The organism is Marinomonas sp. (assembly GCF_965225885.1).
GTDB lineage: Bacteria > Pseudomonadota > Gammaproteobacteria > Pseudomonadales > Marinomonadaceae > Marinomonas.
On sequence record NZ_OZ245329.1, the window covers coordinates 1,257,974 to 1,283,191 of the forward strand.

Genomic DNA, 25,218 nt, shown 5'->3' on the forward strand with positions numbered 1-25,218 from the left:
GGAATGAAAGCTGTCTTTCTTGCGTCTATCACGGCGTTGGCTATCTCATCAACTATTGCCCATGCTGCAACAGAACCTGCGGTTGTTTACGATCAAGCGGGTAAATTCGATAAGTCCTTTAACGAAGGCGTATACAACGGCGTAAAAAAATACACGGCTGAGACAGGTGTTCAGGTTCGTGAATTTGAACCGAAAAACGAAGCTCAAGTAGAACAAGGTTTACGTCGTCTAGCGAAGCGTGGTTATTCTCCAATCGTGACGGTTGGTTTTAATATGACCTCTGCCGTTGAAAAAGTAGCGAAAGACTTTCCTGATGTTAAATTCACTATTATTGATGGTGTGATTGATCTTCCAAATGTTCAATCTGTAGTGTTTAAAGAATATGAAGGGTCTTTCTTAGTCGGTGCATTGGCTGCGATGGCATCCAAAACCAATACTGTCGGTTTTGTTGGCGGTATGGATATTCCTCTTGTTCGCAAGTTCGGTTGTGGTTATGAACAGGGCGTTAAATATGTTTCTTCTGATGCGACTGTTTTGCAGAACATGACCGGCTCTACTGCTGGGGCATTTAACGATCCGACTAAAGGTTCTGAATTAGCGAAAAGCCAGTTCTCTCAAGGTGTTGATGTCGTGTTTGCTGCCGCTGGTGGTACAGGTCTAGGTGTTTATCAAGCTGCGAAAGATGAAGGCAAATACGCTATCGGTGTTGATTCAAATCAAAACCATGTTCAACCAGGCACAATGCTAACGTCTATGGTGAAGCGTGTAGATGAAGCGGCGTTTAAAACTTACAAAGACGCTGCAGCAGGAACGTGGAAATCAGGTTTGGTTGTTCTAGGTTTGGCTGATGGTGGTGTTGATTGGGCTTTGGATGAAAACAATGCCAGCTTAATTACACCAGAAATGAAAGCTAAGGTAAGTGATATTCGCGCTAAGATTATCAACGGTGATATTAAAGTCCACGATTACATGTCAGATAACACTTGTAACTACTAAGTTGCAGAATTAAACAGTTGCCGACTCAGTAGGCAACTGTTTTTTTGTCTTAGGATTTTGGTTACATCGTGCTGTTATAACAAATTAAGTCGTAATAAAAACAAACTGAGTGTTTTATATATGAAGCATTCAGTGTGTTCCATTTTAAGCAGATGAATTACTTTTAGATATGACGAATAAAACAATGCCATACGCAATCGAATTGCGAGACATCAGTAAACGTTTTGGCGCCGTTCAGGCCAATAAAGACATTTGCTTACAAGTTCCTGCCGGTACGGTTCACGGTATTATTGGTGAAAACGGCGCTGGTAAATCGACATTGATGAGTATCATTTACGGCTTTTATGAAGCGGATACGGGTCATATTGAAGTGGATGCTAAGCGCGTTGAGATTCGCAGTTCGCAAGATGCTATTAACGCAGGCATAGGTATGGTGCATCAGCATTTTATGCTGGTAGAGAATTTTAGTGTTCTTGAGAACGTTATGTTGGGGGCCGAAGGTGGCGCTTTACTGAAAAACGGTATAGATGCGGCGCGTGTTGAATTGCAGAGGCTTGCTGAAGAATACAGCTTAGACATTGATGTAGACGCCATCGTAGAGGATCTTCCGGTTGGCTTACAACAACGAGTTGAAATCTTAAAAGCCCTGTATCGCGGCGCACGAATTCTTATTTTAGATGAACCAACAGGTGTGCTGACACCACAGGAAGCGGATCATTTATTTCGCATTCTAAAAGCCCTAAAAGACCAGGGTGTTACTGTATTGTTAATTACCCACAAATTACGTGAAATCATGGCTTCCACCGACAATGTGTCAGTGATGCGCCAAGGTGAAATGGTTGCTCATCGTGAAACGGCTCAAACGAGCAAAGAAGAACTTGCTGAGTTGATGGTGGGTAAAAAAGTTCGTCTTACGGTTGATAAAGATGAAGCTCAACCGAGCGCAGTATTGTTGTCGGCGCAGAACTTGTCTCAATTTGATAGTCAGGGCGTGAAGCGCCTAAAAAATGTTAGCTTAGAGCTGCGTGCTGGTGAAATTTTAGGCATTGCTGGTGTTTCTGGTAATGGGCAGAGTGAATTATTAAATGTCCTTTCTGGTATTACGCCGATGGACGAAGGCGAAATTCAATTTGGTGGTCAGGTTATAACAGCCAAAGCGCCAAAAGATGCGGCACAAATGCGTGATTTGAAAATGGCTCATGTGCCTGAAGATCGTCATAAAATGGGTTTGGTAACGGGCTTTGAAGCGTATGAAGCGGCTGTGTTGGGCTATCATAATTCGCCTGTTTATAACGGCAAAATTCTAATGAATCGCAAGGCAATGCTCGATGAATGCAATGAGCGCATGGCAGCTTGGGATGTGCGTCCACCGAACCCTTATTTAAAAACGGCGAACTTTTCCGGCGGCAACCAACAGAAAATCGTTATTGCTCGTGAAGTGGAACAAAACCCAGATGTTTTGTTGATTGGTCAGCCGACTCGAGGTGTCGACATCGGTGCCATTGAAAATATTCACGAACAAATTGTTAAACTTAGAGATTCCGGCAAAGCCATTTTGCTTGTTTCCGTAGAATTGGATGAAATTATGGCTCTGAGTGATCGCATCATAGTGATGTTCGATGGTGCAGTTGTTGGCGAGCTTGATGCAAAAGACGCGGACGAACGAACTCTCGGCTTAATGATGGCTAATGCCCATTACAAAGAACAAGAAGGCGAAGAGCAAGAAGGGGTGTCCGCATGAGTCAGGCGAAAGTCCCTACTTGGGTAAATATCGGCCTTATACCTTTTATTAATATCATGCTGGCCTTTTTGGTATCTGGTTTGGTTATTTTTGCTATTGGCGAAAACCCGATTGAAGCTGCAGGCTATCTTATTTATGGTGCATTTGGTTACGATGAAGGTATTGGTTATACGCTGTATTATGCGACGAACCTTATCTTCACAGGTTTGGCTGTATCGGTTGCGTTTAAAGGTGGCTTGTTCAATATTGGTGGTGAAGGCCAAGCCTATATTGGTGGCTTAGGGGTTGGTTTGATCTGTTTATCATTGGATCACACCATGCCCTTATATGTGATTGCGCCTTTGGCCGTCATTGGTGCAGCAGTTTTTGGTGCGGCTTGGGCTTACATTCCTGCTTACTTACAAGCTCGTCGTGGTAGTCACATTGTTATTACGACGATTATGTTTAACTTTATTGCCTCTTCGTTGATGGTTTACCTGATTGTAAACTGGTTAAAACAAGATGGTCGTATGGCGCCAAATAGTCGAACCTTTGAAGAAAGTGCTTGGCTACCTTATTTGCATGACATTCTCTCGCCATTCGGCATTGATATTGGCGACTCTCCTTTGAACCTCTCTTTTTTGTGGGCATTGCTATGCTGTGTTTTCGTATGGGGGTTGATTTGGCATACTCGCTGGGGTTATCAGCTACGTACGCTAGGAACCAATCCTACCGCGGCGCGTTACGCTGGGATTGATACCGCGAAAGTGACGATTTGGGCAATGTTGGTGTCGGGTGGATTGGCCGGTTTTGTTGGTCTTAATGAAATAATGGGTGTGAATCACAGTTTATTGCTTAACTTTACCGCTGGCTATGGTTTTGCTGGTATCGCCGTTGCTTTGATGGGACGTAATCATCCTATCGGTATTGTTTTAGCTGCGGTTTTATTTGGTGCCTTGTATCAAGGTGGTGCGGAGTTGGCGTTTGAGATTCCAACCATTACGCCTGAGATCGTTGTGGTTATTCAAGGTTTGGTGATTTTGTTCTCTGGTGCGCTTGAGCATATGTTGAAAGATCGTATCGAAGGCTTTTTTATTCGCAGAGCCGTAGCGTAGGGGAAAACTATGTTTGAATATTTTGACACATTAATACTCATGTTAGATGCAACAATGCGCGTTTCGACTCCGCTTATTTTTGCGGCGTTAGCTGGTTTGTATTCCGAGCGCGCGGGCATTGTTGATATCGGTTTAGAAGGTAAGATTCTAGGTAGTGCTTTTGCAGCAGCAGCGGCAGCGTCTGTTTTTGGTTCTGCTTGGATTGGCTTGTGCTTCGGCATAATAGCTTCTGTTGGCTTAGCGATGATTCACGGCTTTGCTTGTATTACTCATCGAGGCGATCACATTGTGTCTGGTGTAGCGATTAATACCATTGTGGCGGGTTTGACCGTTACCTTGTCTATGCACTGGTTTGGTATGGGCGGACAAACACCGGCACTGGTTGGAGATGCGCGTTTCTTAGACATTACCTTCCCATTTGCTGATGCATTGGAAAATGTTCCAGTAATCGGGCAAATCTATTCGAATTTACTAAGTGGCCATAACATATTGGTTTACTTGGCGTTCGCTATGGTGCCAGTGACTTATTGGGTGATTTATAAGACACGTTTCGGTTTGCGCCTTCGTGCGGTGGGTGAGAATCCTCATGCGGTTGATACGGCCGGTATTTCGGTGTCTTTTATTCGTTACCGCGCTTTGATTATTTGTGGCATTTTATGTGGCCTCGCTGGTGCGTATTTGTCTACTGCTCATAACGCAGGCTTCTTGAAAGATATGAGTGCGGGTAAAGGTTATATGGCCTTGGCGGCGCTTATTTTTGGTAAATGGCGTCCGGTTCCTGTGCTGTTTGCTTGTTTGTTGTTTGGTTTCTTAGACGCTGTCGCGGTTCGCATGCAAGGTGTTGTGATTCCTGGAATTGGCCAAGTGCCTGTGCAAGCCATTGAAGTCTTGCCGTATGTCTTAACCGTCTTGTTATTGGCCGGTTTCATCGGGAAAGCGGTTGGGCCAAAAGCCATTGGTAAGCCATACGTGAAAGAGCGAGCTTAGTATGTTGGATTTAAAATCATGTCTGATATAAAAAAGCAGAGCAATGAGCTTTGTGAGCTTGCCAAAGAAGCGATGAGTAAAGCCTACGTGCCTTATTCTCGCTTTCCTGTTGGTGCGGCGATTCTAACGGCTGATGGCCATATTTATTCTGGTTGTAACGTAGAGAACGCCGCTTATCCAGAAGGTACTTGTGCCGAAGCGGGCGCGATTGCTTCCATGGTATTGGGCGGTGATACGCTTATTAAAGATATTTACGTCATTGGTAAAGGTGATGAGTTGGTAACGCCATGTGGCGGTTGCCGTCAGAAAATTCGTGAGTTCTCTTCTGTTGATACCATGATTCATATTTGTGGTGCAGAAGGGGTGAGAAAATCCCTCACGATGAACGAATTATTGCCTTTTTCATTTGGCCCTGAGAATCTTGAGCAGTAAGCGAGTTAGGTGTTAAAGCTAATTCTTTAAAAAACCACCCTAAGGTGGTTTTTTCGTTTTAGAGCTTTTTGTTTCAGATAGCTTCTAGGTGGCTTGATTCGTGGAAAGCCAACGAGCCAGCATGGGGCCAGCCAACAATACCAACAAAAATCGAGCCACCTGCATTGCCATTACAAACGATACGTCGGCATTGGTCGATGCGGCAATAATCGCTACGGAATCGGCTCCACCTGGACTGGTGGCGAGAAACGCGGTGAGTGGATCGATATCGGCAAAGGTAATCAACAGAACGGCCATGCCAGCGTTGATGGTGATAAGCGCCAGAATCGCGCCTAAAACATGAGGGAAAACATGCCACGCATGCTGAAGTACTTGGCGAGTAAATCGAAAGCCAATTCCCCAACCGAGCACAGCAAAGCTTATCGCCAAACACCAATGAGGCAACACGATTGGTAAAATGCCCGAAAACTTAATGGCTAAGCCAACGGCTAAAGAGAGAAATAAAGGTCCGCTAGGTAAGCGAAAAAATACACCCGCTACAGTGGCGGCCAAGATGATAGCCATAGTCACAGCAAAACCAGACCATGACGACACGCCAAGCCAATCAACAGGTTCAGCGGCAACGCCATCGACGTGGAACACGGTTGCAACGACCGTCGCTGCGATAGCACAACACGCTACACGTAGATATTGCATGAAAGCGACCAATCGCATATCCGCGCCATAAGATTCAGACATAATGGTCATTGCTGAGGCCGCGCCGGGAGAAGAACCCCAAATGGCTGTCGTGCCGGGTAAGAGGCCAGTACGACTGAGTAGCCAGCCTAGAAAACTAGAAGCAACAATTGTTGATACAGTACCAATCAGAAAAAGCGGCCATTCCAGAGAAATCTTCGCAAAGACGGTCAGCGGAAGACTGTTGGCGATCATCATGCCCAAAATGCCTTGAGCAATTAAAAACATCGGCTTTGGTAGTGTCATGCCTGCGCCAATAACCGCTAATACAATCGCCGTAATCATAGGGCCAAGCAAAAGAGCCGCTGGTAAATTGGCGTATTCAAAACACACCACTAAAACGAAAGAGACCGCCAATAAGACGGATAATCGCCAAGTTGCAGGCCAACGAGAAGGGGTTTTACATAGTAATAAAAAGCGAGAAGTCATGTCTATCTGTCGAAAAAAAAGCAGTGGGTTTAATGGCGCCAAGCATACCTTAAATAAGCTGGTATTATTGGCGCCTCTGGTGATGTTAACCATACTCTTAACTTATGTTGGTGCTGTTATGTTGGGAACTGCTGTGATAATTAGGGCAAAGCATCGAAAGATACGCCAAAAAACTGACAAGAAGCTGACGGATGTTTCGTTTGGTTGAGTTTGCGGGGTGGACGTATCTGTTACTATGAGACTAAGAGTATAGCGTCTGACAATAAAAGCGGCTTAAAGGAAAAGAAAGAATAATGCGAAAAATCAGTATTTTATGTTGGGTAGTTTTGTCTCTTGTTTTGACAGCCTGCGCGAGTGGTCCAATCAGTCGTTCAGGTTCAGTAGGGTTCGAAGAAAGCGGCGGAGCCAGTTATTACGCCATGAAATACCAAGGCCGAAAAACCGCTAGTGGGGAATTATTTGATCAAAAAGCCATGACCGCTGCTCATAAGCGATTACCTTTTGGCTCTAAAGTGAAAGTGACCAATGTCGCCAATGGTAAAAGTGTGGTGGTGCGAGTCAATGACCGTGGGCCATTCGTTCGTGGTCGGATTATTGACCTGAGTAAGTCGGCCTTTCAACGCATTGGCAATACTCGCGATGGTGTTGTAGAAGTTGAAATTGAGGTCTTGAACTAGTTAGGAAGCATCCCGACACTTTTCAAGCAAGCTCGGTGTCAGTTTAATGCTGGCGACCATTTGGCCAAAATCGTCTGGATCACGCTGGATGGTGAATCCTAAATGGCGGCAGAAGTCGATCATGCGTTTGTTTTCTGCCAAGACAATGCCTTTCATAACGCGAATGCCTTTGTCGGCGGCGACTTGCATCAGTCGTCGCATGAGATAAGACGCCAAGCCTAATCCTTGGAATTCATCGCCAAGAACAACCGCAAATTCGCAACTTTGATCGTCAAAGTTATCTATGTATCGTGCGGTGCCGATGAGTAAATCTCGTCCATCCCGTTGAATCACCGCGAGTAAGGCCATTTCACGGTCATAATCGATGTGGGACATGCTGGCGAGCATGCGTGGCGTCAGTTCTTCGATGTTGGAGATAAAACGAAAATAGCGAGTCTCGTGGGACATGCTGCGAACAAAATCGGCCAAAATGCCCGAGTCTCTGGGTAAAACCGGTCTAACGGTGGCGATCTCGTCATTTTTCAACACTCGCTCCGATACCCATTGTCTAGGGTAAGGGTGAATAGCGAGATGTTCATAACGACGCCAGTTTTTGCAAAGGCGAAGGTTGGCAGTAACGTCGGCGTAAACGCTACCGCTATCGTGTAGCCTCACATCGGCCAATTCTAGGTTCTCAATTTCGGGCAATTCACACACCATGGTGGATAAGTTGCGCAGCAAACTTTCTAACTCAAAAGATTCTTCGCCGGGAAAGGCACGTTGAATTAAGTCTTTGGCCAAAATGGTATTGAGTGGTGGCAAGGCAACCGCTTCGGCGTGTTTATGTTGTTGAGCGCCTTCTAATGACAGTCCGATGGCTGGGCCAAATACTGCATCTTGAAAAACGCGTAAATGGATCGGTGCAGATAACTGATTTGAGGCCTGACGGCGAGTAATTAAGCGAATATGAAACAGCTCAAAAATATCGCGTAGTGAATCTGCATGAGGTGTTTTATCCCCTTGCTTATACAGTTTGTTAAGTGTTTTTGTTGCTTCCGATACATCGATTTTAAAGCGGAACGCATGGCTGTCTGGCGATTGCTTAGCGAGTAATTGGTTGCGCTGGAATTGCACCAAGAATTGAAAGCCCTCTATGGCGGTTTCTGGGGTGCGGAAGGTTGGAATGCCAGCTTCGTTAATACGCGTACGCATATTGGTCATGTTGCCACCACCAAGCAAACACACCATGACGAGCTTTTTCTGTGTTCGGTGTAATTTGATAATAAGGTCGTACAGGGAATCGATGTCGATTAGCGCAGTTGGGCTTAGCGTCAGTAACACCGCACCACAGTCATCGTTCTGCAAAGCATCTGCAGCGAGATCGATAAAGAGATCCGTCGCACAACTTGCCCAAACTGTTGTCACCGGGCCAATTCCACCACGACCCGCCATGGTGGATTCTAATCTGTCGTGTAGTTCGCCTTCAGGCGTGAGTAGATCAATGCCTAATTCCATCGCGCGTTGCGCTGCGAGTTCGCCTGGCCCTGCGCCGTTACCAATAATTAACAACGAGCCATCTTTGACTCGCCGAGCGTTGGTCATTACCGAAGCGGCCGCGATTAAATCATTCAAGCGTCGACCACGTACTGCACCCGTTCGGCTAAGTGCCGCGTCGAGTACGCGTTCATCGGCACCGACGGAATGCTCAGTCACGACAGCAACCGGTTTGCTTCGCCCCGTGGCGCGTAAGCTGCTGAGGAAACGTGTCGGGCGACCAATTTTTTGCAAATACATCAAAATAGCCTGACTATCAAAATCAGTGGATAAATAATCCAACACTTGCGACGGCATTACATCGACAGGCGACCCCATAGAAACTACTTGGGAAAATCCGATGCCTTGCCATGTTGCCCAGTCAACAAGGGCACTGGCGACCGTACCAGATTGCGACATTAAGGCTAAACGTCCCGATAATGGTTGAGTTAAACCAAGCCAAGCAAACACGCCTTGTTTCGGCCGACAAATACCAAAACTGTTCGGGCCAAGTAGTCGAACATTGTGTTTGCGCAGCGCTTCAACCAAGGATTCTTGACTGTCACCAGTCCAAGACAGCATTAATAAAGAGCCAATGCCCGCTGCGCCACAGGCGGCAATAATGTCTTCCATGGACAGTGGATTTTTGTTGGCAGAATAAGAGCCGACCAATACCGCAAGATCAGGACTTTTTGGTAACTCGTTGAGTGTTGAGAAAAGCGGAAAAGAACATTCTGTAGCAGGCTGAACACCAACAAGACTAACTGGACAGGACTTTGTCGCATGAGAGAGGGAGGTCAAAAGAGCCAACATGAGAGGATCGTGCGCATCATCGCCAGTGAGCACCACCATAGATTTTGGGGCGAGTAGAGATTGTAATACGTGTTGGCTCACTTGATCTTCTCCATAAACTCAATGTACATCTTATGACAGTAGCACAGTCTTCATCTGTCGCAATGATAGACCATGGTAGGATAGATTGTTTTGGTGCTTTTGTGGTTTGATACAAGACACGAAAACGCCAAAGACAGAAAAAATAATAATGTAGAGACACCTAATGACAACGGCTTACATCACACACACTTATTGCGACAAGCATGATATGGGAGACGATCACCCCGAGTCGCCGCTACGCCTTGGTGCGATTCAAAATCGTTTAATCATGGGGCAGTTGATGGATTTTCTACGTCGATTGGAGTCTGATCCAGCAACGCGAGAGCAGTTGCTTCTTGCTCATGATGAAGCCTATGTGGATTCAATTTTCGCACGCGCACCAGAAGAAGGTCATGTGGAACTAGAGCCAGAAACCTTGATGATGCCGCACACGCTAGATGCTGCGCTGTATGCAGCAGGTTCGGTGATTAAAGCGGTGGATCTCGTCATGACAGGCGAAATGGACAATGCATTTTGTGCGATTCGCCCACCGGGACATCATGCGGAATACGACAAAGCCATGGGTTTTTGTTTGTTCAATAATATCGCTGTCGGGACACGTTATGCGATTGAACAATATGGTTTAGAGCGCGTAGCGATTGTCGATTTTGATGTTCATCATGGCAACGGCACCGAAGACATTTTTAAAGCTGATCCGAAAGTGTTTTATGCATCCAGCTACCAGCATCCGTTTTATCCCTACAGCGATCCAGGTGCTTCTCACGATAATATTCTACATATGCCGCTGGAAGCAGGATCTGGCAGCGAAGCCTTTCAAACCATTATCACCGAACAGCTACTGCCAGCGCTTGAAACCTTCAAACCGCAACTGATTATGATTTCCGCAGGTTTTGATGCTCACAAAGAAGATCCGATGGGCCAACTTAGATTAAGTGAATCAGACTTTACTTGGATTACCGATCTCTTGATTGATGTGGCTGATCGTCATTGCGATGGAAAAATCGTCTCAGTCTTAGAAGGCGGCTACAACATAGACGCGCTAGGCCGCGCCGCGTTCTGTCATATCAAAAGCTTAATGAAGTTATGAAGCTAAGAAATTTATTCGTTTTTCTGGGCAACTTTGAGTTGCCCTTTTTTATGTCTAAAACATTCGAATAGGGGGTGGTAATCATGGGATATTTATAAAACCATTAAACGATAATGGTTTCTATTTACATTTAATTGTTATTGTGTATGATATCCATTCTCATTTGATTTTGTTTGTCACTTAATTTACACAACAAGAGTTCCCTTATGCGACCCTTTAATTCTCAGCTACCTCTTACCCTGATTGCCAGCGGCATTCTTTTAGCGACCGCGACTTCTTCTTTTGCTGCTGAAGGGCAGGCCGAAACACAACTGCCTGCATTACAGATTGAAGCGCAAAAAACATCTGCAACAAGCTAAGATACAGACAGTACCGTCAGTGAAATACAAGCTCAGGATTTAGAGCAAAACCTCGTTCGTAACTTAGACGATTTGATACGCTTTGAACCGGGCGTAGAAGCAACGCAAGACTCACGATTTGGCATTTCAAGTATCAATATTCGTGGCTTAGATGGCGACAGAGTAAAAATAGCTGTGGATGGTGTTGATCAAGCGAATGCTTATGGTCCGACATCCACTTACTTGCGCACTGGGCGCAACACCGTTGACATGGAATCTCTTGAGAAGGTAACCATCGCAAAAGGCGGTGATGTTATTTCTGGTAGCGGCGCGCTTGGCGGTGTCGTGAAATACCAAACCAAAGAGCCAAGTTCTTTTCTAGCAGCTCAAGGTGACGATAATTTCGTGTCATTTAAAGGCGGTTATTGCAGTGCCATGGATCAATTTAGTGAGACTTTAACCTTGGTGAATCGTACGGGAAAATTAGAGACGCTGTTTCTTTATACTCGTAGAGATGGTCATGAGACAGAAAATTACTTAGGCGATGCGGGCAGTGATAAAACGCTGGGTGCGACTCGACGTTTTGTTGATCCAGCGGATAATGAATCCGATAACTTCCTTGTCAAAGCGCAATATCAACTTAATGAAATAAATCGCATTGGCGTGGTAGTTGAATCGTACGATGCGGATTCAACCAGTGATTTGTATTCAGAAAGTGCGACGAATGATCTAAATCGAGCTGACGATAACAGCAATCGTCAGCGGATTGGCGTGTTTTGGGAAAATCAGGAAGCTACTTCTGCTTACGATAAAATGAAATGGCAATTGGACTACCAAGAAACTAAAACGACCAATAAAACCTTTCGAGAAAGCTCAACAAGAACGCGCTTGGTCAATCGTTTCTATGATGAGAGCAGCGTCAATTTACGTGGCGACTTGGTGAAAAACCTCAACAACCAGCAAGTGCGTTACGGCATCAATTATAAAGACATCTCGTTAGAAAATTTAAACAAAGACAACACCATGGGAGCATCTCGATTTTCCCCTCTCGCAGACGCCAATATTATTGGTGCGTATGTCGAAGATGCTATTAACGTGAGTGACCGACTGACGTTAACGCCGGCACTTCGTTATGACCACTATCAGTACAGTACAAAGAGTGATCAATATGTTGACGCCTTCCCAAGTAGCAACAATGAAGCCTTGACCGCGCAGCTGGGTGCTGAATTCGAATTAACGCCGGTTTACAGCTTTTACGGAAAATCTGGCACAGGCTTTCGAGCGCCGGATTTAGACGATCTCTATTACTATTATGATGCTGGTCGAGGCTACGCCATCGTTCCAAACCCCGCTTTAGAATCAGAAACGAGTGTCTTTCTAGAGGCTGGTGTTCGTGCGCAAACTGATTACAGCTCAGCGGAATTCACACTGTTTTATAACAAGTACAAAGACTTCATTGAGTCCAGCGTGTCTACAGGCAGAACGGCGGCACATCCTTCTGGCGAGTTCACCACCAAAAACCTCAACCGAGTACAGATCAAAGGTGCAGAATTTAAAGGTAGCTTGAATTTATCTCAGCTAGCCGGCGGAGCAAGTGACAGCTGGACGCTAAATACGGCGATTGCTTATGCAGAAGGCAAAGATCTGCAAAAAAATCAGCCTGTTGATAGCATTGCACCGCTGAGTGCTGTGGTGGGATTGGGTTATGACGCGCCATCGGCAACTTGGGGCGGCAAACTCAATTTGACACTTAATCGCAGTAAGGATAAAGCGGACATCACCAGTTCGAATCAATGGCTAGCGACAAAAAGTTATCACGTGGTGGATTTAACCGCTTATTACAAACCGAGCGAAACCATCACTTTTAATGCTGGGGTGTTTAACCTTTTCGACGAAGAATATCGAAAGTGGAGCGACGTACGCAACGTGTCTAATAAGTCGACCAGTTTAGAGCGGTACAGCCGAGCGGGTCGTAATTTTGGGGTAGATGTTACTTTGGCGTTTTAAGTCTCCCTTATATAAATTTCAAATTCACTATTAATTAGAAAGTCAGAAAGGCTGGTTCTTTCTGACTCTTGGAGAATGTTATGTCTGACGTTGCTAGCGCACCATTATCTGTATTTGAGTCTTTGTATCAATCTTATCAAGAAGCTTTAGTGACTAACCCGAAGAGTCGAGCGAGGGATCTTGCTCATCAGCTTAATGTTAGCGAAGGTGCTTTAGTGGCCTGTCGCCAAGGTGTCGATACTTGGTTATTAAAAGCGCCGTATCAAGATTTATTGAGCACTCTTGAACCTTTGGGTGAAGTGATGACCATTACTCGTAATGAGCAAGTGGTTCATGAATGTCATGGCGTTTATCGTAATGTGAAATTTATGGGACAAGACCGACAAATGGGCTTGGTGTTAACGCCGGACATTGATTTGCGTCTTTTTATGAGTCAATGGTTTGCAGGCTTTTTCGTGATGGAAAAAGGGCGCGAGAGTTTGCAGTTCTTTAACAAACAAGGTTTAGCGCTGCATAAGATTTATCGTACTGAGAAAACCAATGAACCAGCATGGCGAGACTTGATTGCTACTTTTCGCTTATCGATAACCGACGTGGAATTTGACCTTGTGCAACCGAATGAGCTGACTCAAGAGGTATTGCCGGAAGGGTTTGATTTGGCGCTTTTTTCACAAGAGTGGGCGGCCTTAAAAGATGTGCATGAATACCATGGCATGTTGAAACGACATCAGCTGTCTCGAACCCAAGCGTTAGAGCAAATAGGTGACCAATGGGCGACTAAAATTCATCCTCAAGCTATTTCTCAAGCGATTACTACGGCTCAACAAGATGCCAGTGACATCATGGTGTTTGTTGGTAACCCAGGTTGCATTCAAATTTACACTGGCTCTGTGCATAAACTGGTTAACCATGGGCCTTGGTTTAATGTGTTGGACGAAGGGTTTAACTTGCATTTGCGTAACGATTTGGTTGCTCAAGCTTGGGTGATAACGCGACCGAGCAATGATGGCATGATCACGTCAATAGAAGGTTTTAATGCCCTTGGCGACTCTGTGATTACCTTATTTGGTCGTCGTAAACCGGGTGAAGCAGAGCTAAGTGAATGGCGTGAGATTGTAGAAAAAGTGAAGGCGCATTCTTATGATGAGGAGGGCGAAAACCTTGTTGTATAGAATTCTGTTTGCCTTATCGGTGGTGTTATTGAGTTCGTTTTCATTGGCTCAGGAAAGAGTGATCAGTGTCGGCGGCATTGTTACGGAAATTGTTTATCTGCTTGATGGGCAAGATCAATTAGTGGCGACGGACACCAGCAGTATCTACCCACAAGCGGCTACACAAACCCCAAAAGTTGGCTACCAGCGCACTTTGTCTGTTGAAGGTGTATTGAGCGTGAAGCCAGATAAGCTCTTAATCACGCCAGAAACAGGACCACACAAAGTGGTGGATCAACTTCAAGCAACGGGCATAGAAATGGTGACTATTGATGGCCCAGATTCGCAGCAAGGCATTCTAGATCGAGTCACACAAGTTGCTAATGCGCTGCACAAAGAAGTCCAAGGCCAAGCTGCAGTAGAACAAATTAGTAATGCGTTTGCTAAGTTACAAACGCCCAAAAGTTGGTCGCGTCCACCTCGGCTGCTTTTTATTTTACAAATGCATGGTGCGCCAATGATTGCAGGTCGAGGAACCGCGCCCGATGCCTTGTTTAACATGGCAGGAGCGGAAAACGCAGTGGATTCAATAACAGGTTATAAAACCTTAACACCTGAAGCCTTATTAGCCGCTAAACCTGATGCCATTGTTGTTACTCAACAAGGCTTAGATCGACAAGGCGAGTCTTCTGTTTGGGCGCTGCCCGGCGTCTCGATTACGCCAGCGGCCAAAGGTAATCGCTTGGTTAGTTTAGATGCTTTAATGGTTCTTGGCTTAGGGCCGAGAACGCCGCAAGCCATTATGTCTTTGCAACAGCAACTGAGTGACTGGATGCCATGATAATGCGTTCTCCTTACGTGATGTTATCAACTGCGCTGCTGTTAATTATTGCCTTGGCCTTAACTCAAGGCGCTTATTCCTTATCTTGGTCCGCTATTTTTCTCGATCAGGTGAGTAACATTGATCAGCAGATCTTGATGACGGTTCGTTTGCCTCGTTTACTCATGGCGCTCTTAGTCGGTGCCGCGCTGGCTGTAGCAGGCAGTTTGATGCAGGCATTGTTTCGCAATCCATTGGCGGATCCTGGCTTGTTAGGTGTCTCGGCGGGAGCGTCGGTGTTTGTTGGGGTATTAATTGTTTTACAACCAACCTTAGGAGTCGTTCCTCTTTGGGCTAAATCTTATCTGCAAAGTGGCGCTGGTTTTGTCGGCGCGGTAGGCACCTGCGCACTTATCTTTTCTTTGTCGAAACATCAGGGACGAGTATCCGTATTGCATTTATTGCTTGCTGGTATTGCCATTAATGCCTTAGCGGGAGCGGCAACAGGCTTATTAACTTACGTGAGTAATGATGAGCAGCTGCGAGCATTGAGCTTTTGGTCTATGGGCAATCTTGGTGGTGCTCGTTGGCAACACGTTATCGTATTGGCCAGCTTGATTGTTCCGATTTGCTGGTATGTTTTCCTTCAATCCAAGAATCTCAATTTATTGCTTTTGGGAGAGGATGAAGCGCGCTACTTGGGACTCAATGTGGAACGTTTTAAATTCAAACTGGTGGCGGTGGTTGCCTTATGTGTCGGGATAACCGTGGCCTTTGCTGGTTTAATCGGCTTTGTGGGGCTGATGGTGCCACATTTAGTGCGCCTATTATTTGGGGCGGATAATCGTTTGGTTGTGCCTTGCTCTGCTTTGTTAGGTGCCGCGTTATTAACCGGAGCGGACACGGTCGCCCGACTGTTAGTGATTCCGGCGGAGCTTCCTGTCGGGTTGGTAACCAGTTTGTTGGGTGGGCCATTTTTCCTTTGGTTGTTAATAAATAATATAAAGGCGACAAGCTAATGCTGATGGCAAAGACTATTTCTGTGTTTCGTGGAGAAAAAACGCTATTGAGTAGTGTGTCTATGTCGCTGCATCAAGGGCAATTGCTCATGGTGCTTGGGCCAAATGGCGCGGGTAAGTCGACGCTTTTATCCTGTTTATCAGGAGCAATTGGCCACCAGTCTGGTGATGTTTTGTTGGGTTCATTACCGTTAGAAAGCTTGTCACTCGAAAGTTTGGCAAAGAAGCGTGCGGTACTGACTCAACAAGTGACAATGGCATTTAACTTTACGGTCGACCAAGTTGTTACTCTTGGTTTAGCACCTTGGTCATTATCAAATCGACGTGCGGATGAATTGGTCAATCGCACCTTGAATGATGTCGGCCTATTTCAAATGCAGGCCCGTGATTACAACAGTCTGTCTGGTGGCGAGCAACAAAGGGTGCAATTAGCTCGGGTGTTGGTGCAATTGTTGGCGGGGAACGAAGACTTATCTGGCTGTTATTTATTGCTTGATGAACCTATTTCTGCGCTGGATCTTGAGCAACAACAAAGGGTGCTTCGGCTATTAAAAGAGTTAACGCTCAGAGGCTTAGCTATCTTGTGCGTGATTCATGACATCAATTTAGCGGCGCTTTATGGTGATAGCTTACTGTTGTTGAATAAGGGGCGCGTCGCTTTTCATGGCTCACCTGCTGAACTGACGGCCCAGTCTTATATTGAGTCCACTTATCAAGCTGATCTGATTAGGATACATCATCCACAGAAAGCCGTGCCTCAATGGCAATTTCAGGTCTAGCAGCGACAATTGCTACTCCATTGTAAAGCGTGGTTTTTCTAGGAGTTGGATAAAGTCCGCTAAGGTTTTTAGCTTTAGTGGCGCTATATCAAACTTTTCATGGTCGAATTCGTCTGTATGCGGCACGGCAATGGCTTTAATACCTGCGGCCAAGGCGGCTTTTATTCCGCCGAGTGAATCTTCAAAAGCAATGCATTGGTGAGCTTCAATACCAAGCTTTTCCAGTGTTAGCTGGTAAACATCAGGAGCGGGTTTGCCTTGACTTACTTCATCGGCTGAACTGTAAGCCATAAAATAGTCGGCAATATTAAGGCGTTGTAACACACTGGGAATAATGTCTTTTGGTGAATTGGTGGCAAGGCCAATTTTTACCTTGGCTTGTTGTAGCGAGTCGAGTAGGTCATGAACGCCATGCATGGCTTGCCCTTGAGTCTCGATCAAATATTTGACTCGCTCAACGACACGATCCTCGACTTCCTCAAGAGAAGCATCATACCAAGGCTGTTTTGCATACCAAAATTCAGTGACTTCTCTTGTTGTCATGGCTGCGGTAAGCACAGTTAAGTCCGCCGTAATCTCAACGCCAACCGATGAAAATACATCGAACTCCGCTTGTTTCCAGAACGGCTCGGAATCAATCAGTAATCCATCCATGTCAAAAATCACTGCTTGCATCATCGTCTGCTGCTCTATTATTTGTGAGGAATTAAGCTTTGCTTGTTTCCCAATTCAACAGCACAGGTTGTTGTGCATCATGGGCGAAGAAGTAACCGGCTTTTGGCGTCACGTATAAGGTTTGGCCTTTCTCAAAGCAGTTTTTGTCGAAGGCTTTGTGAGGTAGGTCTATTTCCCAGACGTCGTTGCTTTGCCAATCAATCGGAGTCAGTTCTAGACGAACTTCGGCGCCAATCGGGTTGATGGCAATCACGCGAAGTGGCAAGTTGGCTTGAGGTGTCGCCTCTCTTGAGACAAAAAACTCGTGGGAACGAATGTACAGCTGACCGTCTTTTTGTTCTGCGCTTTCTTGTTCAATAACAGAGTGTGGCAAGACAATGCTGGCTTGTTGGTTATGCCATTTACCGTTTTCCACTTTGCCATCGAAGACATTGGCGTTGCCAAGGAAATCAAATACAAACCGGCTGTTTGGTGACGCATAAAGCGCACCTGGCTTATCGATTTGTTCAATGTGTCCATTGCTCATGACGACAACGCGATCCGACAATTCCAAGGCTTCTTCTTGGTCATGGGTCACAAATACGCTGGTAAAGCCTAGCTCATCGTGTAAACCACGTAACCAACGGCGCAGCTCTTTGCGCACTTTGGCATCCAAGGCGCCGAAGGGTTCGTCTAACAGTAAGACTTCCGGCTGCGTTGCTAAAGCACGAGCCAAGGCAATACGTTGTTTCTGGCCACCAGAAAGCTGAGATGGGAAACGGTTAGCAAGATGTTCAAGCTGTACCATTTCCAATAAATGCATCACGCGAGTTTTGATTTCTGTCGCGCTCGGGCGCTCTTTACGAGGCAAGACTTCTAGTCCAAACGCCACGTTGTCAGCTACTGTCATGTGGCGGAACAAGGCGTAGTTTTGGAATACAAAACCGACGCGACGATCACGAACGTGCAAGTTGGTCACGTCTCGGTCGCCAAATTGAATACGACCTGTGTCTGCGCCTTCGAGACCGGCGATAATGCGTAATAGGGTGGTTTTTCCTGAACCGGATGGTCCAAGCAAGCCAATCATTTCACCTTCGTTGATATCTAATGACAAAGGTGACAAGGCTTGAAAATGCCCAAAGTGTTTGGAAATGTTTTCAATCAAAATACTCATTGTGTCACCTGTCTTTCTTTTTCAGCTTCAATTTTTATACTACGTTCCTGACGCCATTCGATGAAGGCTTTCAACAACAAGGTAAGTAGGGCAATCATCGCCAATAGCGAGGCGCTGGCAAAAGCGGCAGCGGCTTGGTAATCCTCATATTGCAACTGAACATGCAGCGGCAAAGTATTAGTTTCACCGCGAATGTTGCCGGACACTACAGACACGGCACCAAATTCACCCACAGCGCGAGCATTGGTGAGGATAACGCCGTAAATCAGCGCCCATTTGATATTTGGTAAGGTAACGCGGCGGAATAATTGCCAGCCAGAAGCGCCCAGAATCACTGCCGCTTCTTCATCTTCTCGACCTTGTTGTTGCATCAGGGGAATCAATTCACGTGCTACAAACGGACAGGTCACAAATACCGTCACCATGACAATACCCGGCCAAGCGAACATCAACTGGATGTCTTGATCATACAGCCAAGAGCCAATCCAGCCGTTATTGCCGTACAACAATAGATACAACAGGCCTGCGACCACTGGTGAAACCGCAAAGGGGATGTCCATCAAGGTCATTAGGATTTTTCGACCAGGGAATTCAAAGCGCGTCACAGCCCATGCGAGCATGACGCCGAAGACCAAGTTAATTGGCACGGTTAACGCGGCAACCACAAGCGTTAATCCAATAGCGTGCAAGGTATCCGCTTCGAGCAAGCTGTTAAAGTAATGTGCAGCGCCTTCCATAAAGGCTTGTTGGAAGATGGCAATCAGCGGCACAACCAACAAAATTGCGGTCAAAAACAGCGTAAGACCAATGAGCAACCATTTCACCAATGGGTTGTCGCCGACTCTAAGTTGGTTCGATGAATGTTTAGACGATGACATATAAGCTTCCTAACTGCGTCCGTGAAGACGACGTAAATAACGTGCCTGCCAGATGTTAATGGCGAACAAGAGAATCAGCGACGCCATCAACACAACAGACGCAATGGCGCTGGCGGCAGGGAAATCGAACTCTTGTAGGCTAACGAATATCATCAAAGACGTAATCTCGCTGACGTAAGGCATGTTGCCCGCGATAAAGATGACCGCGCCGAATTCACCTAAACTGCGAGTAAATGACAAGGCGATGCCGGTCATTAATGCTGGCCACAAGGCCGGAAAAATCACCCGACGAAACACCGACCAATCGGACGCGCCTAACGTCATTCCTGCTTCTTTCTCTTCAGGAGACAGTTCTTCTAAAACGGGCTGAACCGTTCTGACCACAAAAGGAATACTGGTAAATGCCATGGCAAGCACGATACCCCAAGGTGTGTAAGCTACCTTGAGTCCTAGGCTTTCGAGTATTTCACCATACCAACCATTTTGAGCGTACAAAGTCGCCAAGGTGATACCCGCAACTGCAGTTGGCAACGCAAATGGTAAATCCACTAACGCGTCTAAAATACGGCGTCCGGGGAATTCATAGCGCACTAATACCCAAGCCAGCAAAAGACCAAAAAAGCCATTAAAAATAGAGGCGATCAAGGCTGCCCACAGAGTTACCTTATAACTGGCAACCACACGTTCATCGCTGATCACTTGCCAATATCTGTCCCAGCCCATGTCGACCGATTGCATAACCAGTCCGCTCATTGGGAGTAGTAAAATTAAACTGATAAACAGCAGGGAGGTTCCCAAGCTTAAACTGAGTCCGGGCAAGACTCGCTTATGGCGAGGTCTGGTTGCGGCCGCGCTTAAATGTGTTGCCATGTGTTTGCCTATTATGGTCTTAACAAGAGTATTTCAATAAAGTCGCTAGTTGCTTTAGAGACAGAAAAGCCGGACACGCAAGCGTATCCGGCTAGTTGTTATCTATTCTGATATTAGCGACGCTGAAGTTTGTCTAGTTTACCACCATTTGTGAATAATTCTTTAGTCGCTTGTGGCCAGCCGCCAGCAATATTTTCGACGGTTAACAAGTTCACTTCAGGGAACTTATCAGCGAATTCTGCTTTTACAACATCGTTGTGTACGCGGTAGTTAAAACCAGTTAACAAACGCTGAGATTCTTCGCTGTACAAGTAGCTTAGGTATTCGCGAGACACTGCTTCAGTGCCGTTTTTCTTCGCGTTTTTCTCAACAACGGCTACTGGGAATTCAGCCAAGATAGAGGTTTTTGGTACAACCACTTCGTATTTATCTGCGCCGTATTGGTTACGAATATTGTTTACTTCTGATTCGAACGTAATCAACACATCACCGATGCCACGCTCAACGAAAGTCGTAGTCGCGCCACGGCCGCCAGTATCAAATACAGAGACGTTTTTCAGGAAAGTACCTAGGAAATCGTCGATCTTAGTTTCGTTGTCTTTACCAAAGGTTTTTTGTGCGTAACCGTAAGCCGCTAGGAAAGTGTAACGACCGTTGCCAGATGTTTTAGGGTTTGGGAACACCAATGCAACATCATTACCTGCTAGATCGCCCCAGCTTTTAATATTTTTTGGATTGCCTTTACGGACTAGGAAAGCAATCGTTGAGTAATAAGGTGAACTTGCATTTGGGAATTGGTCTTTCCAGTCAGCAGGAATGAGTTTGCCTTTGTCATGCAGTACTTGCACGTCAGTTACTTGGTTGAAAGTCACGACATCGGCAGACAAGCCGTTCATGATGGCATTGGCTTGTTTTGAAGAACCCGCATGAGACTGTTTAATCTCGATGGTTTTGCCGGGTTTTTCTAACCAATGTTTTTCAAACGTTGGGTTGTAAGTCGCGAACAACTCACGAGCAATATCGTAAGAAGTGTTCAGAATCGTTTGATCTGCAGCCGACGCTTGAACGGCGCCGCTCAACAATAATGTGCCAATAATAGATTTTAAAAAGCGTGGCTTAGATTTCATAGTGACCTCATCTGGGAAGCTTAATATTTCATTAAGTGAGAGGTTACTTAAAAGATTTAGTTATTACAACCGTGTCTCATAAACTTTTATGGAATAAGTATAAGAGCTTTTCTACCAAGTTTTTTTTGGGTTTTGTTATAAATCATTGAGCAAGTCGTAAAATGCCTCTTTTCTTATTTTTGTTCTTATTTGTCAGGTTATTCTTACAAGATCTTAGTGATAATATATTGTGTATCAATAATTATTATCAGTTCATTGGAGCGTTTATGGTGTTGTCTGAGTTGTTAAAAGGCCATGTTGCTACCATTCATTCTGTTTCACATCCTCAAGAAGACATGCAGCGCCAGCTTTTAGCATTAGGTTTTGATCCCGGTGAAACTGTGCAGCTGATGACGAAAGCGCCATTTGGTCATTCTTTGCAAATAAAGGTCGGCTCTACTTTAGTCGCCATTCATTCTGATGACGCAAACCATATTCACCTTTGCGATTAGCGTTTAGCTTCAACAAGAGATCACCACAAGCATGACATTCCACATCACTTTGGTCGGTAATCCAAATACAGGGAAAACGACTTTATTTAATAAGCTGGCAGGAACTCGGCAAAAAGTAGGCAATTGGGCCGGCGTTACAGTGGATTGTAAAACTGGATTTTTCACTAGCTCGGAGCAACGTGTAGATATGACCGACTTGCCAGGCATTTACAGTTTGAATAACCAGACTGGCGGCATGGATGAAGTCATCGCGAGACGTTTTTTAACTGAGAACGATTACGATGTTATCGTTAATGTAGTCGATGCCACCAACTTAAAACGTAACCTCAAATTGACGCAAGAACTGGTCGCCTTGGGCCGTCCGATGGTGATTGTGCTTACCATGACCGATTTGGCTCGCAAGCTGAATGTCATGCCAGATCTTGAAGTCTTATCGAGGAACATCGGAGTGCCAGTAGTTGATGGTCATCAGTTGTCGGTAACGGATCTACAAAGCCAATTATTGGCGCATTTTCACGCTCTACCAACTGATCAGCGTACAACACCACAAGGCGATGCCCTTCAAGTAGCAAGTGTTCCCAGTGTAGCGGCTTGGTTGTCTAACGTAACCACAGGACGAGTACAGGCGAAAAATTTTACCGACAGAATAGACCAAATCGTGCTGCATCCTTGGTTTGGCATCCCGATCTTTTTGTTTGCTATGTACGCTATGTTTGCGGTGGCGATTGGTGTTGGCACCTTGTTTATCGATCCTATCGATACGTTTGCTGGTTATTGGTTTGTGACTTTTCCAAGCTACTGGTTCACGCAGTTTGGGATTCCTCAGTGGATCATTGTTGTGCTGGTAAATGGCTTGGGCGGCGGTATTCAGCTGGTGGCGAGTTTTATCCCTGTCATTGGCTTCCTCTATTTATGTTTAAGTATCTTGGAAGACAGTGGATACATGGCGCGAGCGGCGTTTATTGTTGATCGCATTATGTCGTCGATTGGTTTGCCCGGTCAGGCGTTTATTCCTTTGTTATTAGGATTTGGCTGTAATGTGCCGTCCATTATGGCAACACGCAGTTTGACCAATGTTCGACAACGCATGTTGACCATGGCGATGGCGCCTTTTATGTCTTGTGGTGCGCGTTTGGCCGTTTATGTGATGTTTGTGTCGGTATTCTTCCGCGAGTACGGCGGGTTGCTGGTGTTCGGATTGTATTTGTTTGGCATCATCATGGCGGTAGGTACGGCATGGATTTTCAGAAAACAGCTGTTTCGCAATACACGCGTTAGCGTCTTGATGGAAATGCCCCATTATCATCGTCCACGTTGGAGCAATGTCGGTTTGTCGAGTTGGCATAAAGTGCGCAGCTTTATTCTGCGCGCTGGCAAGACCATAGTGCTTGTTTCAGCGATTCTAACTATTTTGAATTCAGTGCCATCTTGGCGCGCTGCAGACGAAGGCGGTAAGCCTTCCACCTTGGCTGAAATCGGCCAAGTCATCACGCCAGTGTTTTCGCCGATTGGTATGGGAGACAACAATTGGCCTGCGGCCGTTGGTGTGTTTACTGGTATCTTGGCGAAAGAAGCCGTGGTTGGCACTATGGATGCCTTGTACTCCAATGCCGACAATGAGCCGAGCAACGTTAAGTACGAATCGCCAGTGGATAATCTTGTTGGCGCTGTGACTTTATTAGGCAGCAATCTTGCTGGCATCGTCACAACATTAACCGATCCGCTAGGTTTGACCAGTGTTAGCGAAGCCAAGAGCCAAACCATGACGCCAGGTCATCGCAACATGGTGTCTTTATTCGAAGGTTGGAAAGGCGCGTTTTCGTATCTGGTCTTTGTACTGCTTTATACACCTTGTGCCGCGACCATTGGCGCCTTAGTAAAAGAAGGTGGAATGCTGTGGTCCAGCGTGGTAATTGCGTGGAGTACGACGGTAGCTTATGTTGCTGCAGTGTTTAGCTTTCAATTTTTAACCTTTGGTGACCATCCACTCCGTTCGATGATCACCATGGGGATCGCTGCCGCCTGCTTAATCCTTTTTATTATTGGATTAAAAGTATGCGTGAAGCCGAGAGTTGAGAGCAACATCATCGCCATAGGCTAACTTAGCTTTTTATTAGCGAAGGTTGAGCTTGATCAGAGTATAAGAATAAAGCGCTGCACAGACAGCAAGTGCCAACAGCGCTAAGTAATCAAACACACGGGGGAGCTTGGCTCGATAGGATTGAATGGACAGCACAACCTGCCTTAACGCGGTCGGCCATGTGTCTGTTTTGAGCAAAGGGATGCTGGTAAATATCATCAGTAAGCCAGAAATAAACGCCGCGTTTCCCCAAAATAAGCCAAGATGCTGCGAACCATACCACGCAAAATTCCACACGCCAGCCAATAACGCCCACAAGGCAAATACGCCTTGGCGTTTCTGCAACCAAATCCGCAACGGGTTAGAAACCGACATAAAAAGAATAAACAACATAAAAACCGTGACAACAATACCCATTACTTTTTCCTTATAACCTATGCAAATAATTTTCTAGGTATTAGACGTAACCAACACGGTTTTATTACAGGAAAATGATTTTTTAACTTGATAGTGGATAATTAATTGTCTGAGCATACAATGTTACGAACGTAATAACCTAAAGTACCTTCACTATACGTAAGGCGGCATTGCTTCTCATTTTTAGGGCATATATGTCCGAAGCCGGAAATTTTCCATTCTTCTCCACTGTTTAGTCTAAATAAAGACCATGAACCTTTTATTCTAGTTCTACCAGTTGTAATACATATAGCATTACTCTCAGAAGTGTCATGAACTATTATTCTAGTTGGTATAGCTGGGATATGGGCGGCAATAGAAAATACAAAGTATCCGAACATAATGCTAAATAGAGTTAATGCAGATAAGGTTTTTAAAAAAGTACGATATTCACCATTTCTATAAAGTTTTGCCAAGGCAACGAGTCCAGCAGGGTTATCCTCAGTGCCTTTTATGAAAATAGAAGCGACAATTATTAAAAAGAAAGTGATAATCGAGGCCAAAGGAAATAAATATTCACCTATAAATTCAGAATGCTGATAAGGTAAACCTTCACTATGTATTAATATGAGCATAAATAAAAAAATACTCAAAATTAAAAATAAAATATACCGTTCTTGTTTATTGTAGTTTATGTACTTCTTCATAGATAAGTTTCTATAGCGATAGAATATTTTCTGATTGGTGAATTGAAATAGCGTTATATGCTGCGTTTTGTGTAAAGTAGCATATTATGACTCATACGCAATAGTCGAGAACTTAGTTAGCAATATCTTAAACGCCCCAAGCG

The 25,218-nt window shown here is 45.4% G+C and carries 23 protein-coding genes and 1 pseudogene; 15 read left to right on the forward strand and 9 right to left on the reverse strand.

The window, feature by feature from the left end:
- The first annotated feature begins 3 nt into the window (after nucleotides 1-3).
- From ACO05V_RS05870 to ACO05V_RS05890, 5 genes are all read left to right on the forward strand, one after another.
- The gene (locus tag ACO05V_RS05870; RefSeq protein ID WP_421848444.1) at nucleotides 4-996 is read left to right on the forward strand and encodes a BMP family lipoprotein; all 993 of its coding nucleotides are present in this window, start codon (nucleotides 4-6) and stop codon (nucleotides 994-996) included.
- Nucleotides 997-1,165: 169 nt separating this feature from the next.
- On the forward strand, nucleotides 1,166-2,737 hold the full coding sequence (locus tag ACO05V_RS05875) for an ABC transporter ATP-binding protein (protein ID WP_421848446.1): 1,572 nt from the start codon (nucleotides 1,166-1,168) through the stop codon (nucleotides 2,735-2,737).
- Nucleotides 2,734-3,831, forward strand: coding sequence for an ABC transporter permease (locus ACO05V_RS05880; RefSeq protein ID WP_421848448.1), 1,098 nt, complete (start codon nucleotides 2,734-2,736; stop codon nucleotides 3,829-3,831). The genes ACO05V_RS05875 and ACO05V_RS05880 overlap by 4 nt, the downstream gene beginning before the upstream one ends.
- A gap of 9 nt (nucleotides 3,832-3,840) precedes the next feature.
- Nucleotides 3,841-4,818 (forward strand): ABC transporter permease, encoded by a 978-nt coding sequence (locus tag ACO05V_RS05885; RefSeq protein WP_421848450.1) that lies wholly within the window; start codon nucleotides 3,841-3,843, stop codon nucleotides 4,816-4,818.
- Nucleotides 4,819-4,836: 18 nt separating this feature from the next.
- Complete coding sequence (locus ACO05V_RS05890; protein ID WP_421848452.1) at nucleotides 4,837-5,250, forward strand: cytidine deaminase; 414 nt, start codon at nucleotides 4,837-4,839, stop codon at nucleotides 5,248-5,250.
- An 84-nt stretch (nucleotides 5,251-5,334) separates the two neighbouring features.
- Here ACO05V_RS05890 and ACO05V_RS05895 read toward each other — a convergent pair whose 3' ends face one another.
- Nucleotides 5,335-6,414 (reverse strand): AbrB family transcriptional regulator, encoded by a 1,080-nt coding sequence (locus ACO05V_RS05895; protein WP_421848454.1) that lies wholly within the window; start codon nucleotides 6,412-6,414, stop codon nucleotides 5,335-5,337.
- Nucleotides 6,415-6,707: 293 nt separating this feature from the next.
- Between ACO05V_RS05895 and ACO05V_RS05900 the strand changes: the two genes are divergently transcribed.
- Nucleotides 6,708-7,091 carry a septal ring lytic transglycosylase RlpA family protein gene (locus ACO05V_RS05900; protein WP_421848456.1) on the forward strand — a complete coding sequence of 128 codons (384 nt, stop codon included), beginning with the start codon at nucleotides 6,708-6,710 and terminating at the stop codon, nucleotides 7,089-7,091.
- Here ACO05V_RS05900 and ACO05V_RS05905 read toward each other — a convergent pair whose 3' ends face one another.
- Nucleotides 7,092-9,497, reverse strand: coding sequence for a GNAT family N-acetyltransferase (locus tag ACO05V_RS05905; RefSeq protein WP_421848458.1), 2,406 nt, complete (start codon nucleotides 9,495-9,497; stop codon nucleotides 7,092-7,094).
- Between the two features lie 163 nt (nucleotides 9,498-9,660).
- Between ACO05V_RS05905 and ACO05V_RS05910 the strand changes: the two genes are divergently transcribed.
- The 7 genes and pseudogenes from ACO05V_RS05910 to ACO05V_RS05940 all read left to right on the forward strand — a co-directional run bounded on the left by ACO05V_RS05910 (nucleotide 9,661) and on the right by ACO05V_RS05940 (nucleotide 16,698).
- On the forward strand, nucleotides 9,661-10,584 hold the full coding sequence (locus ACO05V_RS05910; protein WP_421848460.1) for a histone deacetylase family protein: 924 nt from the start codon (nucleotides 9,661-9,663) through the stop codon (nucleotides 10,582-10,584).
- A 206-nt stretch (nucleotides 10,585-10,790) separates the two neighbouring features.
- Nucleotides 10,791-10,943 carry a hypothetical protein gene (locus tag ACO05V_RS05915; RefSeq protein WP_421848462.1) on the forward strand — a complete coding sequence of 51 codons (153 nt, stop codon included), beginning with the start codon at nucleotides 10,791-10,793 and terminating at the stop codon, nucleotides 10,941-10,943.
- A gap of 12 nt (nucleotides 10,944-10,955) precedes the next feature.
- Nucleotides 10,956-12,929 (forward strand): annotated as a pseudogene (locus ACO05V_RS05920) (TonB-dependent hemoglobin/transferrin/lactoferrin family receptor); the annotation flags it as partial.
- 80 nt (nucleotides 12,930-13,009) lie between these two features.
- Nucleotides 13,010-14,101, forward strand: a complete 1,092-nt coding sequence (locus tag ACO05V_RS05925) for a hemin-degrading factor (RefSeq protein ID WP_421848464.1) — start codon at nucleotides 13,010-13,012, stop codon at nucleotides 14,099-14,101.
- Nucleotides 14,091-14,921 (forward strand): heme/hemin ABC transporter substrate-binding protein, encoded by an 831-nt coding sequence (locus ACO05V_RS05930; protein ID WP_421848466.1) that lies wholly within the window; start codon nucleotides 14,091-14,093, stop codon nucleotides 14,919-14,921. Before ACO05V_RS05925 ends, ACO05V_RS05930 begins: the two co-directional genes overlap by 11 nt.
- 2 nt (nucleotides 14,922-14,923) lie before the next feature.
- The gene (locus ACO05V_RS05935; protein ID WP_421848468.1) at nucleotides 14,924-15,919 is read left to right on the forward strand and encodes a FecCD family ABC transporter permease; all 996 of its coding nucleotides are present in this window, start codon (nucleotides 14,924-14,926) and stop codon (nucleotides 15,917-15,919) included.
- The gene (locus ACO05V_RS05940; protein WP_421848470.1) at nucleotides 15,919-16,698 is read left to right on the forward strand and encodes a heme ABC transporter ATP-binding protein; all 780 of its coding nucleotides are present in this window, start codon (nucleotides 15,919-15,921) and stop codon (nucleotides 16,696-16,698) included. Before ACO05V_RS05935 ends, ACO05V_RS05940 begins: the two co-directional genes overlap by 1 nt.
- A gap of 12 nt (nucleotides 16,699-16,710) precedes the next feature.
- Here the strand turns inward: ACO05V_RS05940 and hxpB are convergent, their stop codons facing one another.
- The 5 genes from hxpB to cysP form a co-directional block, all read right to left on the reverse strand.
- Nucleotides 16,711-17,376, reverse strand: a complete 666-nt coding sequence (gene hxpB / locus ACO05V_RS05945) for a hexitol phosphatase HxpB (RefSeq protein ID WP_421848472.1) — start codon at nucleotides 17,374-17,376, stop codon at nucleotides 16,711-16,713.
- Nucleotides 17,377-17,404: 28 nt separating this feature from the next.
- Nucleotides 17,405-18,526, reverse strand: coding sequence for a sulfate/molybdate ABC transporter ATP-binding protein (locus ACO05V_RS05950; RefSeq protein WP_421848474.1), 1,122 nt, complete (start codon nucleotides 18,524-18,526; stop codon nucleotides 17,405-17,407).
- A complete protein-coding gene (gene cysW / locus ACO05V_RS05955) occupies nucleotides 18,523-19,404 on the reverse strand; it encodes a sulfate ABC transporter permease subunit CysW (RefSeq protein ID WP_421848476.1) in 882 nt (293 codons plus the stop codon). Before cysW ends, ACO05V_RS05950 begins: the two co-directional genes overlap by 4 nt.
- A gap of 9 nt (nucleotides 19,405-19,413) precedes the next feature.
- Nucleotides 19,414-20,274 carry a sulfate/thiosulfate ABC transporter permease CysT gene (cysT, locus tag ACO05V_RS05960; RefSeq protein ID WP_421848478.1) on the reverse strand — a complete coding sequence of 287 codons (861 nt, stop codon included), beginning with the start codon at nucleotides 20,272-20,274 and terminating at the stop codon, nucleotides 19,414-19,416.
- A gap of 113 nt (nucleotides 20,275-20,387) precedes the next feature.
- On the reverse strand, nucleotides 20,388-21,401 hold the full coding sequence (gene cysP / locus ACO05V_RS05965; protein ID WP_421848480.1) for a thiosulfate ABC transporter substrate-binding protein CysP: 1,014 nt from the start codon (nucleotides 21,399-21,401) through the stop codon (nucleotides 20,388-20,390).
- Between the two features lie 266 nt (nucleotides 21,402-21,667).
- On the opposite strand from cysP, the gene ACO05V_RS05970 reads away from it, so the two are divergent.
- Complete coding sequence (locus ACO05V_RS05970) at nucleotides 21,668-21,892, forward strand: FeoA family protein (RefSeq protein WP_421848482.1); 225 nt, start codon at nucleotides 21,668-21,670, stop codon at nucleotides 21,890-21,892.
- 31 nt (nucleotides 21,893-21,923) lie between these two features.
- Complete coding sequence (gene feoB, locus ACO05V_RS05975; protein ID WP_421848484.1) at nucleotides 21,924-23,993, forward strand: ferrous iron transport protein B; 2,070 nt, start codon at nucleotides 21,924-21,926, stop codon at nucleotides 23,991-23,993.
- A gap of 12 nt (nucleotides 23,994-24,005) precedes the next feature.
- Here the strand turns inward: feoB and ACO05V_RS05980 are convergent, their stop codons facing one another.
- Together ACO05V_RS05980 and ACO05V_RS05985 are read right to left on the reverse strand one after the other, a co-directional pair.
- Nucleotides 24,006-24,389, reverse strand: coding sequence for a hypothetical protein (locus tag ACO05V_RS05980; protein ID WP_421848486.1), 384 nt, complete (start codon nucleotides 24,387-24,389; stop codon nucleotides 24,006-24,008).
- A gap of 101 nt (nucleotides 24,390-24,490) precedes the next feature.
- Entirely contained in the window at nucleotides 24,491-25,075 is a 585-nt protein-coding gene (locus tag ACO05V_RS05985; RefSeq protein ID WP_421848488.1) for a hypothetical protein, read from the reverse strand.
- Nucleotides 25,076-25,218 lie beyond the last annotated feature (143 nt).

Coding starts and splice junctions, on each gene's coding strand:
- ACO05V_RS05870 (WP_421848444.1), top strand. CDS start 4: ATGAAAGCTGTCTTTCTTGCGTCTATCACGGCGTTGGCTATCTCATCA.
- ACO05V_RS05875 (WP_421848446.1), top strand. CDS start 1,166: ATGACGAATAAAACAATGCCATACGCAATCGAATTGCGAGACATCAGT.
- ACO05V_RS05880 (WP_421848448.1), top strand. CDS start 2,734: ATGAGTCAGGCGAAAGTCCCTACTTGGGTAAATATCGGCCTTATACCT.
- ACO05V_RS05885 (WP_421848450.1), top strand. CDS start 3,841: ATGTTTGAATATTTTGACACATTAATACTCATGTTAGATGCAACAATG.
- ACO05V_RS05890 (WP_421848452.1), top strand. CDS start 4,837: ATGTCTGATATAAAAAAGCAGAGCAATGAGCTTTGTGAGCTTGCCAAA.
- ACO05V_RS05895 (WP_421848454.1), bottom strand. CDS start 6,414: ATGACTTCTCGCTTTTTATTACTATGTAAAACCCCTTCTCGTTGGCCT.
- ACO05V_RS05900 (WP_421848456.1), top strand. CDS start 6,708: ATGCGAAAAATCAGTATTTTATGTTGGGTAGTTTTGTCTCTTGTTTTG.
- ACO05V_RS05910 (WP_421848460.1), top strand. CDS start 9,661: ATGACAACGGCTTACATCACACACACTTATTGCGACAAGCATGATATG.
- ACO05V_RS05915 (WP_421848462.1), top strand. CDS start 10,791: ATGCGACCCTTTAATTCTCAGCTACCTCTTACCCTGATTGCCAGCGGC.
- ACO05V_RS05925 (WP_421848464.1), top strand. CDS start 13,010: ATGTCTGACGTTGCTAGCGCACCATTATCTGTATTTGAGTCTTTGTAT.
- ACO05V_RS05935 (WP_421848468.1), top strand. CDS start 14,924: ATGCGTTCTCCTTACGTGATGTTATCAACTGCGCTGCTGTTAATTATT.
- ACO05V_RS05940 (WP_421848470.1), top strand. CDS start 15,919: ATGCTGATGGCAAAGACTATTTCTGTGTTTCGTGGAGAAAAAACGCTA.
- hxpB (WP_421848472.1), bottom strand. CDS start 17,376: ATGATGCAAGCAGTGATTTTTGACATGGATGGATTACTGATTGATTCC.
- ACO05V_RS05950 (WP_421848474.1), bottom strand. CDS start 18,526: ATGAGTATTTTGATTGAAAACATTTCCAAACACTTTGGGCATTTTCAA.
- cysW (WP_421848476.1), bottom strand. CDS start 19,404: ATGTCATCGTCTAAACATTCATCGAACCAACTTAGAGTCGGCGACAAC.
- cysT (WP_421848478.1), bottom strand. CDS start 20,274: ATGGCAACACATTTAAGCGCGGCCGCAACCAGACCTCGCCATAAGCGA.
- cysP (WP_421848480.1), bottom strand. CDS start 21,401: ATGAAATCTAAGCCACGCTTTTTAAAATCTATTATTGGCACATTATTG.
- ACO05V_RS05970 (WP_421848482.1), top strand. CDS start 21,668: ATGGTGTTGTCTGAGTTGTTAAAAGGCCATGTTGCTACCATTCATTCT.
- feoB (WP_421848484.1), top strand. CDS start 21,924: ATGACATTCCACATCACTTTGGTCGGTAATCCAAATACAGGGAAAACG.
- ACO05V_RS05980 (WP_421848486.1), bottom strand. CDS start 24,389: ATGGGTATTGTTGTCACGGTTTTTATGTTGTTTATTCTTTTTATGTCG.
- ACO05V_RS05985 (WP_421848488.1), bottom strand. CDS start 25,075: ATGAAGAAGTACATAAACTACAATAAACAAGAACGGTATATTTTATTT.